Origin of the sequence: Microbispora rosea, from assembly GCF_044460045.1 — a bacterium.
Taxonomy (GTDB): domain Bacteria; phylum Actinomycetota; class Actinomycetes; order Streptosporangiales; family Streptosporangiaceae; genus Microbispora; species Microbispora rosea.
The window spans coordinates 829,164-844,157 of record NZ_JBITJO010000002.1 but is presented as its reverse complement, the minus strand read 5'-3'; the positions used below and the strand labels follow the sequence as shown (position 1 = coordinate 844,157).

The window sequence follows — 14,994 nt, the reverse complement described above, 5'->3', positions numbered from 1 at the left end:
ACGCGAGCCGTCTTTTGCCAAGGCAAGGCCCTACGGGAACCACGAGAAAACCACTCTTTGCGTAGGTTGAATACCCGAGATTCGACGTATCGAGGGCGCCCTATGGCTACTTTCTGGGACCTCAAGCACTGGTTGACCGACGCGATCAACATGCACGACATCCGGGGAATACTCTCCTGCTACAGCCCCAACGCCGTGTATGTGACGCCGTCAGGCGTGGCGGAAGGCCACGAGCAGATCGCCTGGATGTACCAGCAGTTCTTCACGGCCTTTCCGGATTTCCATGTGACGGCCTGGTTCGAGCTCGGCGACTGTGAGAACCCCGCCGTCACGGAGTGGACCTATACCGGCACCCATAAAGGTCCATTCCTGTTGCCGGACGGGCGCGAGATAGAGGGAACGGGCCGTCACATCGCCCTGCGCGCCACCTGCTCGACCTTCGTCAAGGACGACAGGATTGTCACCCACCGCGAATACTTCGACCAGCTGGAGCTCTACAGCCAGCTCGGCTTCGGGCTGACGAAGATCGAGCACGGGTGACCGCGGCCGGGAGGCGTCGTCCTCCCGGCCCGCATCGGTGTCCGCCGGCAGGCGGTCACATGTCAGAGCGCGGAGACGATCTCCTCGACGCGCTGCCGGGCGTCGCCGAAGAGCATCCTGCTGTTGTCCCGGAAGAACAGCGGGTTCTGCACCCCGGCGTAGCCCGTGGCCATCGACCGTTTGAAGACGATCACGTTCTCCGCCTCCCACACGCGCAGGACGGGCATCCCGGCGATGGGGCTGTCCGGGTCCTCGACGGCCCCGGGGTTGACCGTGTCGTTGGCGCCGATGACGAGGACGACCGACGTGGTGGCGAAATCGTCGTTGATCTCGTCCATTTCGAGGACGATGTCGTACGGCACCTTGGCCTCGGCGAGCAGGACGTTCATGTGACCGGGCAGACGGCCGGCGACCGGGTGGATGCCGAAGCGCACCTCGACGCCGCGCTCCCGCAGCCTGCGGGTGAGTTCGGCGACCGGATACTGCGCCTGCGCGACCGCCATGCCGTACCCGGGGGTGATGACGACGGACTTGGCCTCCGTGAGCAGGTCGGCGGTCTCGACGGCGGTGATCTCCCTGTGCTCGCCGTAGTCGTGGTCGCCGCCGGGGCCCGCCTCGATGCCGAAGCCCCCGGCGATCACGGAGATGAACGACCGGTTCATCGCCTGGCACATCACGTACGACAGGTAGGCGCCGGACGAGCCGACGAGGGCGCCGGTGACGATCAGCAGGTTGTTGTCGAGCAGGAACCCGGACGCCGCGGCCGCCCACCCGGAGTAGCTGTTGAGCATCGAGACGACGACGGGCATGTCCCCGCCGCCGATGGAGGCGACCAGGTGCCAGCCGAGCAGCAGCGCCACGGCGGTCAGCGCGACGAGCAGCCCGAGGTTCGGGGAGACCACGAAGAGCACGGTCAGGACCGCGAACGCCGCGAGCGCGCCCAGGTTCAGGGAGTTCTTGCCCGGCAGCATCATCGGACGGGAGTCGATCCGGGCCGACAGCTTGAGGAACGCGACGATCGACCCGGTGAAGGTGAGCGCTCCGATGAACACGCCGATGGACACCTCGGCGTGGTGGACGCCCAGCAGCGAGCCGGACACCTCCGCCTGCGCCCCGCCCCCGTTCTCGACCTCCAGGAAGCCGTTCCACCCGACCAGTACGGCGGCGAGGCCGACGAAGCTGTGCAGGATGGCGATGAGCTCCGGCATGGCGGTCATCTCGACGATCCGGGCCCGCCAGAGCCCGACGGCGGCGCCGATCGCCATCGCGACCAGGAGCAGGACCACCGCGAGCGTTCCGCTGCCGTCGGCGGTGAGGACGACCGTCGCGGCCAGCGCGATGACCATGCCGGAGATGCCCAGGACGACGCCGGAGCGGGCGGTCTCGTGCTTGGACAGGCCGGCGAGGCTGAGGATGAACAGGAGAGCGGCGACGATGTAGGCGGCCTGCGCGGCCGTGGAGAGGGTCACGGTCAGCTCCTCGTGAACATGCCGAGCATGCGCCGGGTCACGGCGAAGCCGCCGACGATGTTGACGCTCGCCAGCAGGATGGCGACGAATGACAGGACGGCGACGACCGCGCCGCCCTGGCCGATCTGGAGCAGCGCGCCGACCACGATGATCCCGGAGATGGCGTTGGTGATCGACATCAGCGGCGTGTGCAGCGCGTGGTGGACGTTGCCGATCACGTAGTAGCCGATCACGATCGACAGGACGAAGACGGTGACGTGCTCGATCAGCGCGTTCGGCGAGAAGGCGGTCAGGAGGAACAGCGCGACGGCGACCGCGGCGGTGACCAGATGACGTCGCCGCCCGGGCGGCGAGGGCGGTCGCCCGGCGGGCGCCGCCGCAGTTTCCCGCACCGGGGCGGGGGCAGCGGGGGCCGCGCTCACCGGCACGGGCGGCGGCGGCCAGGTCTTCTCGCCGTCGCGGACGACGGTCATCGCGCGCTGCACCACGTCGTCGAAGTCCAGCACGAGCCGGCCGTCCTCGCCAGGGGTCAGCAGCTTCATGAGGTTGACGACGTTGGTGCCGTAGAGCTGCGAGGCCTGCGCCGGCAGCCGCCCCGCGAGGTCGGTGTAGCCGATGATGGTCACGCCGTTCTCGGTGACGACCGCCTCCCCGGGCCGGGTGCCCTCGACGTTCCCGCCCTGCGCGGCGGCCATGTCGACGATGACGCTGCCCGGGCGCATGCGCGCCACGTGCCCGGCCGTGAGCAGCCGGGGGGCGGGACGCCCGGGGATCAGGGCGGTGGTGACCACGATGTCCACGTCGGCGGCCTGCTCGGCGTACATCTCGGCGGCGCGGCGATCGTAGTCCCGGGAGGTCTCCCGGGCGTACCCGTCCGTGCTCGCCGCCTGGGCGACCCCGACGTCGAGGAACTCCCCGCCCAGCGACCGCACCTGCTCGGCGACCTCGGGACGGGGGTCGGTCGCCCGCACGACCGCGCCCAGACTGGTCGCCGTGGCGACGGCCGCCAGCCCCGCCACGCCCGCGCCCGCCACCAGGACCTTGGCCGGGGGGACCTTCCCCGCCGCGGTCACCTGGCCGGTGAAGAACCGCCCGAACGCGTGCGCCGCCTCGATGACGGCGCGATAACCGGCGATGTTCGCCATCGAGCTCAGCACGTCGAGCGACTGCGCACGGGAGACGCGCGGCACGGCGTCCATCGCGAGCACGGTGATCGGCCGTCGCGCGAGCGCGTCGACCAGGTCGGCGTCGGCCGCCGGGCCGATCAGGGAGACGAGCGTGGATCCGTCGTGCAGCGCCGCGATCTCGTCTGCCGACGGCGCGTTCACCTTGAGCACGACGTCGGCGTCCCAGGTCTCCTCGCGGCCGGCGATCCGCGCCCCGGCTGTGGCGTACGCGTCGTCGGTGAAGCCCGACCGTCTGCCCGCGCCCGATTCGACGATCACCTCGTAGCCGAGCGAGACCAGCTGCGGGACGGTCGCCGGGGTGGCCGCCACGCGCGTCTCGCCCGGCGTCGATTCGGCGACCACGCCCAGGCGTTGCGCTGATTGACTCATCACGAACCTTTCTGTCGGGCGGGTCGGGTTGGCCGACCCTGCGGTCGCCGCCGTCCTCCGCTCACTCGTGGGTCGCGGTGGTATGGAACGGCGGCATGCCACGCGTCGCCGTACGGGCGGCGGTGAAAGGGATGCATGCGATTTGACGTGAATATCGGGGAAATTGTCCCGACTTTCCGGCGTACGGATCAAGGTGTACCTGCCGGCGGCTGTCCACACGGCATGAGTTCTCGATTCTCCCAGTTCAGAGACGCTGTTCAGTGGCGCTGTTCAGTGAGCATTGTTCGGCGGGTGCTGTTCGGCGTGCGCTGTTCGGTGGGTGCCGTTCAGGGGAGTTCGGTCCACCCGGCGCTGCAACTTTCATCAGAAGCGCCGGACGCCCCGGCTCGTCAGGGCGGAAACCCGAGGTCACCGCGGCTCGCGCGGGCGGCCCCCGGAGCCGCCCTGGCGCGAGGCCTCGGGCGGTTGGCATCATTGGCGATCATGGCGCGGCCGCCGCTCGCCGTGTGGGGCCCAGGGGGAGTAGCAGGTCCGGGGATGGACCCCGCTTCGAGCCGTAAGGACACGTGCTCCGAAGCGATAGGACCCCGCGCGGCGAGGACCGGCAGGTGCGAGAGGAGACGGCACGTGACGGCTTTCGTCGAGGAAGCTGAGCACGACCCCGAACGCGGGGAGCGTACCGGGCCGGACGGGGAGGCCGCCGGGCACAAGGGTCTCCCCGGTGGCGAGACCGCCGCCGAACCACTGCGGCGCAGCGCCACCGTCCGGGACGCCCTGCTGCTGTGGGTGGGCACCAGGGCGGGCATGCTCCTCGTGGCGGTCTACGGAGCCCTGATCGTCTCCGGTCAGAACCACGCCCCGCTGCTGGAGCGGTGGAAACACTGGGACGTCGGCCTGTTCCGGAAGATCGCGGAGTTCGGATACGACGGCGATCCGAAGCTGGAGCCCGACCCCGGGCTGCCGGCCATCTTCCCCGGCATGCCGCTGGCGATGCGCCTGGTGCATCTGGTGGTCGGCGACTGGATCCTGGCCGGCCTGATCATCTCGTTCGTGGCCGGCGCGGTGGCCGTGGTGGCGCTGGCCAGGCTCGCCGACGTCGAAGGGCCCGTCGGTGCGGGCCGCTGGGCCGTCGTGGCGCTGCTGCTGTGCCCGCCCGCCGTCTTCCTGTTCGCCGGTTACTCCGAGGCGCTGTTCCTCGCCTTCGCGCTGCCCGCCTGGCTGGCGGCCCGCCGCCGTGCCTGGCCGCTGGCCTGTGCCCTGGCCGCCGGGGCGTCCTGCGTACGGATCACCGGCCTGTTCCTGGCCGTCGCCCTGATCGTCGAGTTCGTGGTGAGCCGCATCCGGAGGGACGGCTGGGCGGGCTGGCGGCGGGGAGCCTGGCTGGTGCTGCCGTTCGCGCCGCTCTTCGCGTACGCCGCCTATCAGTACTCCCGTACGGGTGACTGGCTGGCCTGGAACAACGCGCAGCAGACCGGATGGGGACGGACACTGGTCTGGCCCTGGGAGGCGTTCCGCACGACCTGGGACTCGACCGGCGGTGACGAAGGGTTCGGGCCGATGTTCCGGCTCGAGATCGCGGCGGCGATCGTCGGGGTGCTGCTGCTCGTCTGGCTGCTCGTCACCCGCCGCTGGGCCGAGTTCGTCTACGTCGGGCTGCAACTGGGCGCGCTGGTCACCTCCACGTTCTACATGTCGATCCCCAGGTCGGCGCTGCTGTGGTGGCCACTGTGGGTGCTCGTCGGCAGGGCGGGCGCCCGTCACCGTTCGGTCATCATCGTCTACGCCACGGTGATCGGCCCGCTCATGGTGCCGATGCTGATGTCCTTCCTCAACAGCTCCTGGACCGGCTGAACCGCCGCCCTGACGACAGCTCGACACGGTGGTGCCGCCGCCATGGCCACTCCGGGGAGGCGTACGGGTTCGGTGACGTGCGGGCGGGCGGGCGAAGACAAATGCAGATGCGAATGTTTCATCCGGCTTGACAGGATCGCGGGGTGGATCGACAACTGCTCAGCGCCATCGCCCATCGTGATCACCCCATCGCCGCGCCCGTCTCGGCCGCCAACCTCGACCGGCTGCTGCGCCGGGCCGCGCTGCCGGAGGGCGCCCGCATCCTCGATCTGGGATGCGGCGCGGGCGAGTGGTCGCTCCGGGCGCTCGAACTCGTCCCGTCCGCCGGCGCCGACGGCGTGGACATCTCGCCGCACGCCGTGGCGTCCGCGAACGAGGCGGCCGTCGGACGAGGGCTGGCCGACCGGCTGACGCTGCACACGATGCCTGCCGACGCCTTCACGCCCGCCCAGCCGTACGACCTGGCGCTGTGCGTGGGGTCCACGCACGCCTTCGGCGGGCTCGCGGAGACGATGGAGGCGCTCGCCCGGTTCGTACGGCCCGGCGGTCTCGCGCTCGTGGGGGAGGGCTACTGGGAACGCCCTCCCGCTCCCGAGGTCGTCGAGGCCGTGGGCGAATATCCGGATCTCGCGGGCACGGTGGACGCCGCCGAGTCCAAGGGGTGGCTGACCGTCTACGCCCACGTGAGCGACCTGGCGGAGTGGGACGAGTACGAGTGGTCGTGGACCGGCACGCTGGCGCGCTGGGCCGCGGACAACCCGGGCCCCGACGGTGAGCAGGCCCTCGCCGTGATGAAGGAGCATCGCGGCATGTGGCTCGGCGGCTACCGGGGCGCCCTCGGTTTCGTCACCCTGCTCCTCCGCCGCATGTGACCCCCGGCGGTCAGCGGCGCAGCAGCCGTACCAGGCGGAACCCCGCGAGGACGCCGACTCCGAGGTGGGCCGTGACGAGGGCGATCTGGAAGACCCGCTGACCCGCCGTGAGGTCGGCGACGTAGCCGCCGTCGTAGAAGCCGGACATGAAGGCGAGCACTCCGGCGACGATCAGGAGGGCCGAGGCCGGGACGGCGACGCCGCGGCGACGCCGGGTCGCGCCGACGACCAGCAGGACCTGCGCGATCATCATGGGAATCGGGGCCGACAGGCGCGCCTGCGGCCCGAGGGCGTCGAGCAGGGTCGGGCTGAGGCCGGCGGACAGGGAGATGATCGCGCCGGCGACGTCCATGGCGATCAGCAGGCCCACGCCGGCGACGAGCGCGGACGCGAGCGGGCGGGCGGCGGGCACGGTGGGGGGCGCGGTGGCGGGTGTGGCGGTGGGTGCGGACATGTCCTCTCCTCGAAGAACGCAGTGAATGGGTGCGGGTTCGAGAGTCCGGCAGGGGACGTCCGGCCGGCATGAGCCGCCGGTCCCGCGCACGACGGGACATCTCGTCCCGTGACGACGGGACACGCGGATGGCAACATCCCCCTCATGACGCATAGATCGGCCAGGCGTGCCGCCGTGGCGGCGGGCGCGCTGCTCGTCCTGGTGCTCGGGACGCTGGTCGTCGAGCCCCGGCTGCGGCAGCTCGGCGTGACGGGGATCGTCGAACGGTTCGACGCCTTCCGCGCGGTCGCGGCGCTGTCGTTCGGCGTACCCGGCCTGTTCGTGGTGGCGCAGCGGCCGGGCAGCCGGGTGGGTTGGGTGATGGTGGCCGTAGGAACGGCCCAGGGGCTCGGGCTCGCCCTCGGCGCGTACGGCCTGCTCGGCATCAACGACGGCGTCAACGACGGCACCGGCGGCGGCATCGACGACGGCGCGGCCGGTGGTGGCGCCGGCCTGCCGGGGGACGACTGGGCGATGTGGGTGTCCAACTCGCTGTGGATCCCCGCCTACCTCCTGGTCCCGACGATCTTCTTGCTGATCTTCCCGGACGGCAGGCTCCCCTCGCGCCGATGGTGGCCCGCGCTCGCCGCGGCGTACGCCGGCATCGGGGTGCACACGCTCGACTGGATGCTCCGCCCGGTGACCTACGAGCAGGTCCCCGGGCTCTTTCCCCGGGGGTACGCCGGCGTGCTGGCCGGACTCACCGGGGTTCCTGACGCCCTCAGGACCGCGGGCACGGTGTGCACGGTCGGCGCGGTGCTCGCCGCGGTCGGCTCGCTCGTCGCCCGCTACCGGTCGGCGGACGAGGAGGTGCGACGGCGGCTCCAATGGGTGCTGGCCGCCGCGCTGCTGACGGTGGGCCTGCTCGGCGTCGCCCTGTTCGTGCCGTGGGGGCCGGTCATCGTGGCGCTCGCCGCCGTGCCGCTGCCGGTGGCGGTGTCGGTGGCCGTCGTCGCGCACCGCCTCTGGGACCTCGATCTCCTGCTGTCGCGCGCGCTCGCGTTCGGCGCCGTCAGCGTCGCCCTGCTGGCCGCGTACGCCCTGGTCGCGGCCACGCTCGGAAACGCGATCGGCTCCGGCGCATCCGCGCTGATCGTGGCGCTCGCGGTGCACCCTCTCTACCTGCGGGTGTCCGCCGCCGCGAACCGCCTCGTGTACGGCGATCGCGACGACCCGGCGCGTGCGCTGCGCCGCCTCGGTGTGCGGCTCTCGGACGCGGGTGCGCCCGGCGACCTCCTGGAGCGGATGGCCGCGGAGGTCGGGCGGGTCCTGCGCATCCACTACGTGGCCGTCGAGGAGCCGGGTGGGGTCGTGGCCTCCTGGGGCTGCCCCGGCGGCGTCGGCGCCGACGCGACTGAGAGTGTCCCGCTCCTCTACCAGGGCGAGCGGGCCGGCACGCTGGTGCTGGGGGAGCGGCTGCGCCCCAAGGACCGTGCGCTGCTGGCGCAGCTCGCGCCGCACGTCGCGGTGGCCGTGCGGGCGCACCGCCTCGGGGCCGATCTCGAGCGTTCGCATGGGCGGTTGCTTGCGGCCCGGCAGGAGGAGCGTGACCGGCTGCTCTACGAACTCCACGACGGGCTCGGCCCCACGCTGGCGGCCCTCGCTCTGCAGGTGGACCGTGGCCGGCGCCTGGTGGACATCGACCCCGACGGCGCCAAACGGGTGATGGACGAGCTGTCGGGCCGCATTCGCGGCACGGTCGAGAACGTCCGTGCGATCGTCAACGACCTGCGCCCGCCGCCCCTGGACACCCTGGGGCTCACCGGCGCGCTGGCCGAGCTCGGCAGGGGCTTCGCGGGCGACCTCGCGGTCGAGGTGGAGGTCCCGCCCGACCTGCCCGCCCTTCCGCCGCCGGTCGAGCTGGCCGCCTACCGGATCGCGGCCGAGGCCATGACGAACGCCGTACGGCACGCCATGGCGTCCCGGTGCACGGTCAGCCTGCGGGCGAGCGGCGCGCCGGGCGTTCTGGAGTTGCGGGTCGACGACGACGGCGTCGGGGTGGGGGCTCCCGCCCGCAACGGGTTCGGCCTCGCCTCCATGCGGCGCCGGTCCGAGGAGCTCGACGGCACCTTCGAACTGCTCGACCAGGCAGGGGCGGGCACGCACCTGGTCGTACGGCTTCCGCTGGCGGTCCGATGATCCGCGTCATGGTGGTGGAGGACCACCCGGTGTTCGCCGAAGGGCTGGTCGCGCTCTTCCGCGATCTGCCCGAGGTGGAGGTCGCGGGTGTGGCGGGCACCGGCGAGGCGGCCGTCGAGCTGGTGGACCAGGTCGTTCCCGACGTCGTCCTGATGGATCTGCATCTGCCGGGCATGAGTGGGATCGAGGCGACGTCCCGCATCACGGCCCGGCATCCCGGCGTGGCTGTGCTGGCCCTGACGATGCTGTCCGACGACGCATCGATCCTCGCCGCCGTGCGGGCCGGCGCCCGCGGCTACCTGCTCAAAGAGGCGACACCCGCCGACATCGTGCGCTCGCTGGAGGCGGTGGCCTCGGGACAGGTCGTGTTCGGCGCGGCGACCGGAAGCAGGGTGCTGGCCGCTCTCACCGCGTCGGCCGTGCGGCCCCGGCCGGTGCCCGAGCTGACGGAACGCGAACTGGAGGTGCTCGACCTCGTCGCCGCCGGTCTCACCAACCACGCCATCGCGCGTCGCCTGTATCTGAGCGAGAAGACCGTACGCAACCACGTGTCGAACATCTTCGCCAAGCTCGGCGTCTCCGATCGCGCCGCGGCGGTGGCGCGCGCCAGGGACGCCGGCCTCGGCGGGCGGTAGGGGGCGGCGCCTGTCACCTCCTCACTTCCTCTTGACCGCGATGACGGATCCACCAGCATGCTGGAGAGTCCGGAAAGCTTTCGGCGAACAGCGCCACCGCCGGAGCCGTGTCCTCGCTGCGAACTGCCGGGGCGTCGACGAGACGGCTTCTCAAGGCGTGCAGTCGGCTCATGCCCTCTCCTCGGCGCACACGGAGATTCGGAGTTTCTGGCGGGGCTTCTGAGATATCGCCGAAGCGGCTGCGGAATGTCACGAGATTCAGCGCGAAGAGCACCGGAAACCGGCGCGGCATGCCGTCGCGGCGAGTGCGTACAGTGAAGAGGTGCTGATCCACCCCTGGGACGCCGGCACGGACGAGGAGGCGCTGGCCTTCGTCCGCGCGAACGAGTTCGGCCACCTCATCGCGTCCGGACGTGACCGCGACGTGCCGGTGGTCGTGCCGACGCAGTTCCTCCTCACCGACGCGTCCACGATCCTGCTGCACCTCGCCCGGCCGAACCCCGTCTGGCCGGCGATCGAGGAGAACCCCGCCGTGGTCATGGCCGTGGCCGGCGACTGGGCGTACGTCGAGGGGGCGTGGAAGGCGCTGCCCGGCACCGATGAGGATCCCCGGCTCGGCGTCCCCACGACGTACTACGCGGCTGTCCAGCTGGTCTGTCACGCGGAGATCGTCGACGACCCCGACGGGAAGCTCGGCATCCTGCGTGCCCAGCTCGCTCGCCTGGACCACGATCTCGCCGACCCCGCCGAGCATCACCGGCGCCTGCCGGGCATCCGCGGTCTCCGGCTGACCGTCCAGAAGGTCAACGGCAAGTTCAAGTACGGCGGGAATGTGGACGAGGACCACCGCCGATACGTCGCGGAACGCCTCGCTGAGCGGGGCGGCCCCGGCGACCGCGCCGCCTGCGAGCACCTCCTGCGCCGGCTCGGCTGACCCCCGGCGCGAACCGCCCGCGCGGCGGCCAAGGAGCGATGACATGCCGAGCCCGGCCCTCGACGCGCGAGAACTGGCCTTCCTGCGAACACTTCGCAGAGGTCAGGTCGTCACGGGAAGAGTCATCCGCTGAGGCCGGGGACCGGGAGCGGGACCACAAGACCGCGCGCGTGCAGCTCAGAAGGCTGCCGGCCACACGCCGGACTCCGGCAGCTCGGACTCCGACAGCTCGGAGTCGCGCAGTGAGTAGGAGACGGTATGTGGCGAGAGGGGCGCCGGGCGGCTACCGGATCTGGGACAACAAAGCCCGCCGATGGTGGGGAGATCTCTACGAGCTGTGCCCCGACGATCTGCTGGACGAACTGAACGGCGGCGCGAACCACGCTCCCGGCGCGGCCCACGGCGTCGCCGGCCGGCAAAGCTGCACGGCGACAAGGGATACGACTACGCCCACCTGCGCGCCTTCCTCCGCGGTCGGGGCATCGTCCCGCGCATCGCCCGCCGGGGGATCGAGTCCAGCCAACGCCTCGGGCGCCACCGCTGGGTCGTGGAGCGGACCGTCTCCTGGCTCGCCGGCTGCCGCCGCTTACACCGCCGCTATGAACGCCGGGCCGACCACTTCGCTTCCTTTGTCGCCATCGCAGCCGCTCTCATCTGCTACCGCCGGCTGGCCAAATGAGACGACCTCTAAGAGGCCTGTCACCAGCGGAAACGCGGCGGCGGGACCGGCGAACACGACGAGCCCTCCACGGCACGATCAACGCGGTGGAGGGCTCGTGGTCACGTGTGGCCGGTGCCGGAAAACGCCGACCTGGGCCGTGCCGTCAGGCCTTACCGAAGCAGCGCTTCAACTCGTTCAGGTCGTAGAAGGCACTGCCCTTGCTGATCGGCTTGCAGGAGGGCTTGAAGGCGGTCTCCTTCTCGTTGTAGAGCATCCGCACCAGGTAGTCGGCGCCCTTCGCGCTGCCGGTCGGTTTGCCATTGTGACCGCTGTGGGAGGTCCTGGCGTACAGGTCCCACTCGATGTTCGCGCTCATCGGAGCCACGTTCTCGCCGCGCCAGGGGTTGTTCTGGTAGCTGTACGGCTGGTCCAGCGCCGCCGCCTTGGTGCTGCCGGGCAGGTCGAGCAGCACCGCGAGTGGCTGGATCTCCTCGGCGTGGGTGAACCGGAGCACCGCCCCGGTGTCATCGGTGCCGTCGGCCTTGGCCTCGACCTTGGCGAACAGGTCGTCGAGCAGGACGCCGGCCATGTCATAGGTGATCGTGCGCCCGCTGAAGGACGGGCCCTTCGTGTAGAACTCCTCGGCGTCGTCGAGGTAGGCGAACCAGCGGGCGTCCTCGGCCGGAAGGAAGGCGTCGAGATCGACGTTCGGCGCCTCGACGCTCAGGGCCGGCACCGCGCTGTAGAGCGCGTACAGCGAGCGTGCGAAGGAGATCTGGTCGTCGCCGGACATCGTGGCGACAAAGCCGGGGGTGAACAGGCGCGAGACGACGTGCGCGGCCGACTTCGCGGTGGCCGGCTCCCGATCGATCTTGGCCAGGACCGCGGCCAGATCGGGGTCATTGTCCACGTACTCCTGGTACTCCGCGTTCTGCGGCTGCTTGTGGAAGTACAGCAGATCCTTGTCGGTCACCGGAGCCTGGATCAACCCGGCCACCGCGGAGTTACCGGCGGCAAGGCCGCTGGTGAAGGCGTTGGCGCTCGCCACGGCGCGGTCGACGCCGGAGGTCACGACCTTGATCGGCTCCTTGTCGTCGGCGATGGTCGAGAAGAGCGTGGGCATGCGGCGCTCCATGCGCAGCGCGATCCCCTGCTGCTCCTGCACGCCGCGACCGGCGAGATTGCCGAAACCGATCGACGACCCGCCGGCGAGCAGCGCCTGTACCTGCGGCGCGAGTTGCGCGCCGAGCTTGGTCAGCGCACTCTGTGACTGCGCGGTCTGCAGCACCGCGAGCACCGCGTCGCCGTCGTCGCCGTCGCTCATGGCACGCGACCCGTGCCGGACGACGTTCTCGGCGAAAACGGGAGCAAAGCCCTTCGGCGGCGCCTGGTAGGAACCGATCCGCTCCTGCGGAGCGTACGGGGTCTTCGTTGTGTAGTAGTGCGGACCCGTCTGAGCGGGATGTGACAGATCCTGTGCCGATGCGGCACCGGCCGGGACGGCGATGGCGGCGGCCACCAGAGCCGCGGTCAAGGCAGCGCCGGAGGCGAGAATGCGCTTCAAGGGGAGTCCTTTGGGGCAGGCCACTGGGTTGTTGATCAGGAATACGGCAGCCTCGTATGGTGGCAAACTCCCCGGAACCACCAGAGAAGGGTTCATTTCCCAAAAGTGAGGCGGAGATGAACTCGGTCGCCGGTTACATTTGCTACCGCCGACTGGCCAAATGAGACGACCTCTAAGGGGCGGCTGCCGGAGCTGTTCTGCGGGTTCGACCGCCAAGAGTTCCCCGTGCCCGTGCCGTACCCGACCTCGTGCTCGCCGCAGGCGTGGGCGTCGGCCACTCCGATCCAGCTCGTGCGGACTCTCCTGCGCATGGACCCGTGGGTGCCCAGCGGCAAGCTCTGGATAGCTCCCACCTCGCCGGGACCAGGATCACCGTCGAGACGGGGACGGCAGCGAGGAGGTGCCCGTCGTCACTGGGCTGCCCGAGGAAATCAGCCTGATCGCCGGGCCACGCCCAGCGAGCACCGCCTCTCTCCACGCGGCGCGGCAGAGCGGCTGGAGCAGCAGCTCGAAGACGCGTATCGCGCGCTCCCACTGCTCGGTGGCGACCACAGGCCCAGGGGAGTTGGCCGGCGTTTGACCTAGGGCTTCCTAGCCTTGTCGAAGCGGGCCGCGTCGACGTGGTGCGGCGCGGGGCGTCGGTCCCCGACGGCGCGACGTCCGAACCAGGTGACCGGTCATCTGTGACGTGCATGTCCCAGGCTCCCGGGAGGCCGGCATGACGAACGTTCAACAGGGCGGCAGGGTCGCCCTCGTCACGGGCGCGAGCAGGGGAATCGGCGCGGCCGTGGCCCGGTTGCTGGCATCCCGGGGCATGCGGGTCGTCGTCAACTACCGCAGCAGCCGCGACGAGGCGGACGACGTGGTCGCGTCGATCAGGTCAGCCGGCGGCCAGGCGATGGCCGTGCAGGCCGACGTGCGCGACGGGCCCGCCGTGCTCGGCATGGTCGAGCAGGTCCGGGTCGCCATGGGCGAGGTGGAGGTCATGGTCCACAACGCCCTGATCCCGTACGCCGTCAAGTCGTTCGAGGAGATCTCGTGGGACGAGCTGGGCGGCAAGCTGGAACAGGAGATGCGAGCGGCTTTCCTGATGACGAAGGCCGTCGTCCCCGGCATGACCAGGCGCGGTTACGGACGGATCGTCTACCTCGGCACCGTTTTGAGCCGGCGGCCGCGTGCGGGCATGATCGCGCTGGGAACCTCGAAGGCGGCCCTGAGCCAGTTCGCCCGCTTCGTCGCGCAGGAGTTGGGTCCTCGCGGAATCACCGTCAACGTGGTGGCCCCGGGGCCGGTGGAGACCACCATCACCGATGTCTTCGGTCAGGAATTCAAGCAGCGCCACGCGGCCGAGACGGCACTGGGCCGCATCGCCACTCCTGACGACGTGGCCCGGGCCGTCGCCTTCTACGCGGGTGACGACAGCCGATTCATCACGGGCACTACCGCGCCGGTCAACGGCGGACTGGCCATGGACTGACGCATCCCGGAAAGGAGTCCTCGCTGTGCACGCCATCGACCTGCCCTACGTGGGACTGGGAATTCACGAGGAACCGGTCGCCCTTCCAGGCAACGCTCAGCGTCCAGCAAGCGCAGCGGTCAGGAGGCGAGGACGGCGAGGCCGGTGGCGAGGTGGTCGAACGCTTGGCCGATGAGCGCTTGCAGGCCCTCGATCTCCGTTTCCGGATTCCACGTTATGAAGGCCGAGCGGAAGATCGACCCGGTTGCTGACGCGAGCAGTCGCGGATAGAGGCTGCCCGGAGGGCATCCGATGCGGTCGGTGAGGACGTCGACGAGCCTGTCCTCAAGGCGGAAGACCGCGTGCAAGGTCTTCGTCCTCAGTTCGGGAGACGCGCTGAACAGCTCCTTGCGTGCATGCCAACCGGTCTGTGCGGCGAAGCTGGGCATGGTGTCGTCCATCGCCCGACGCAGGGCCGTGAGCGGTGGTTCAGATGATGGCCGCGCGGCGAGCCTGGAGGCGAGTTCGTCGGTGAGGCGCTGGTCCCAGGCGAAGAGTGCTGCCTCCTTGCTCTCGAAGTAGTTGAAGAAGGTCCGGCGGGAGACTCGGGCGGCTTCGCAGATGTCGTTCACGGTGACCGTCGAGGGGTCCTGCTCCAGGAAGAGCCGGATCGCGGCAGCGCGCAGGGCCTCACGAGTCTCGGCCTTCTTGCGTTCACGGAGTCCTGGAACTGCGCCCTGCATCGATCAAGTCCTCTCACAGCCGGCGAGGGCCAGCGTACTCATCATAGATGTTGCACGGGTGCAGTGTTGCACGAGTGCAGG

12 protein-coding genes and 1 pseudogene are annotated in these 14,994 nt (G+C 70.5%); 8 read left to right on the top strand and 5 right to left on the bottom strand.

What is annotated here, in order from left to right; genetic code table 11:
- Positions 1–102: 102 nt before the first annotated feature.
- Positions 103–540 carry an ester cyclase gene (locus tag ACIBK1_RS11170; RefSeq protein ID WP_030505630.1) on the top strand — a complete coding sequence of 146 codons (438 nt, stop codon included), beginning with the start codon at positions 103–105 and terminating at the stop codon, positions 538–540.
- Between the two features lie 62 nt (positions 541–602).
- On the opposite strand, the gene pntB is transcribed toward ACIBK1_RS11170, so the two are convergent.
- Positions 603–2,009 carry a Re/Si-specific NAD(P)(+) transhydrogenase subunit beta gene (gene pntB, locus ACIBK1_RS11165; protein WP_030505629.1) on the bottom strand — a complete coding sequence of 469 codons (1,407 nt, stop codon included), beginning with the start codon at positions 2,007–2,009 and terminating at the stop codon, positions 603–605.
- Between the two features lie 2 nt (positions 2,010–2,011).
- A complete protein-coding gene (locus ACIBK1_RS11160; protein WP_396734110.1) occupies positions 2,012–3,565 on the bottom strand; it encodes a Re/Si-specific NAD(P)(+) transhydrogenase subunit alpha in 1,554 nt (517 codons plus the stop codon).
- Between the two features lie 627 nt (positions 3,566–4,192).
- On the opposite strand from ACIBK1_RS11160, the gene ACIBK1_RS11155 reads away from it, so the two are divergent.
- Entirely contained in the window at positions 4,193–5,416 is a 1,224-nt protein-coding gene (locus ACIBK1_RS11155; protein WP_231513714.1) for a hypothetical protein, read from the top strand.
- A 143-nt stretch (positions 5,417–5,559) separates the two neighbouring features.
- Entirely contained in the window at positions 5,560–6,288 is a 729-nt protein-coding gene (locus ACIBK1_RS11150; RefSeq protein ID WP_396734107.1) for an SAM-dependent methyltransferase, read from the top strand.
- A 10-nt stretch (positions 6,289–6,298) separates the two neighbouring features.
- Here the strand turns inward: ACIBK1_RS11150 and ACIBK1_RS11145 are convergent, their stop codons facing one another.
- Positions 6,299–6,742 carry a hypothetical protein gene (locus tag ACIBK1_RS11145; RefSeq protein WP_396734104.1) on the bottom strand — a complete coding sequence of 148 codons (444 nt, stop codon included), beginning with the start codon at positions 6,740–6,742 and terminating at the stop codon, positions 6,299–6,301.
- A 144-nt stretch (positions 6,743–6,886) separates the two neighbouring features.
- On the opposite strand from ACIBK1_RS11145, the gene ACIBK1_RS11140 reads away from it, so the two are divergent.
- The 4 genes and pseudogenes from ACIBK1_RS11140 to ACIBK1_RS11125 all read left to right on the top strand — a co-directional run.
- Entirely contained in the window at positions 6,887–8,920 is a 2,034-nt protein-coding gene (locus ACIBK1_RS11140) for a sensor histidine kinase (RefSeq protein WP_396734101.1), read from the top strand.
- Positions 8,917–9,555: a response regulator gene (locus ACIBK1_RS11135; protein ID WP_030505623.1), complete on the top strand. Its 639-nt coding sequence runs from the start codon at positions 8,917–8,919 to the stop codon at positions 9,553–9,555. Before ACIBK1_RS11140 ends, ACIBK1_RS11135 begins: the two co-directional genes overlap by 4 nt.
- Positions 9,556–9,877: 322 nt before the next feature.
- Entirely contained in the window at positions 9,878–10,489 is a 612-nt protein-coding gene (locus tag ACIBK1_RS11130; RefSeq protein WP_396734098.1) for an FMN-binding negative transcriptional regulator, read from the top strand.
- 382 nt (positions 10,490–10,871) lie between these two features.
- Positions 10,872–11,168, top strand: a pseudogene (locus ACIBK1_RS11125) (transposase); the annotation flags it as partial.
- A 145-nt stretch (positions 11,169–11,313) separates the two neighbouring features.
- Here the strand turns inward: ACIBK1_RS11125 and ACIBK1_RS11120 are convergent.
- Entirely contained in the window at positions 11,314–12,714 is a 1,401-nt protein-coding gene (locus ACIBK1_RS11120) for a histidine-type phosphatase (RefSeq protein WP_396734095.1), read from the bottom strand.
- A 718-nt stretch (positions 12,715–13,432) separates the two neighbouring features.
- Here ACIBK1_RS11120 and ACIBK1_RS11115 point away from each other — a divergent pair.
- Positions 13,433–14,191, top strand: a complete 759-nt coding sequence (locus ACIBK1_RS11115) for an SDR family NAD(P)-dependent oxidoreductase (RefSeq protein WP_396734092.1) — start codon at positions 13,433–13,435, stop codon at positions 14,189–14,191.
- A 119-nt stretch (positions 14,192–14,310) separates the two neighbouring features.
- Here the strand turns inward: ACIBK1_RS11115 and ACIBK1_RS11110 are convergent, their stop codons facing one another.
- Positions 14,311–14,913 (bottom strand): TetR/AcrR family transcriptional regulator, encoded by a 603-nt coding sequence (locus ACIBK1_RS11110; RefSeq protein ID WP_030505618.1) that lies wholly within the window; start codon positions 14,911–14,913, stop codon positions 14,311–14,313.
- Positions 14,914–14,994: the final 81 nt, after the last annotated feature.

Excerpts from the sequence above, each read along its gene's own strand:
- ACIBK1_RS11170 (WP_030505630.1), top strand. The coding sequence starts at position 103 with ATGGCTACTTTCTGGGACCTCAAGCACTGGTTGACCGACGCGATCAAC.
- ACIBK1_RS11160 (WP_396734110.1), bottom strand. The coding sequence starts at position 3,565 with ATGAGTCAATCAGCGCAACGCCTGGGCGTGGTCGCCGAATCGACGCCG.
- ACIBK1_RS11145 (WP_396734104.1), bottom strand. The coding sequence starts at position 6,742 with ATGTCCGCACCCACCGCCACACCCGCCACCGCGCCCCCCACCGTGCCC.
- ACIBK1_RS11140 (WP_396734101.1), top strand. The coding sequence starts at position 6,887 with ATGACGCATAGATCGGCCAGGCGTGCCGCCGTGGCGGCGGGCGCGCTG.
- ACIBK1_RS11135 (WP_030505623.1), top strand. The coding sequence starts at position 8,917 with ATGATCCGCGTCATGGTGGTGGAGGACCACCCGGTGTTCGCCGAAGGG.
- ACIBK1_RS11115 (WP_396734092.1), top strand. The coding sequence starts at position 13,433 with ATGACGAACGTTCAACAGGGCGGCAGGGTCGCCCTCGTCACGGGCGCG.
- ACIBK1_RS11110 (WP_030505618.1), bottom strand. The coding sequence starts at position 14,913 with ATGCAGGGCGCAGTTCCAGGACTCCGTGAACGCAAGAAGGCCGAGACT.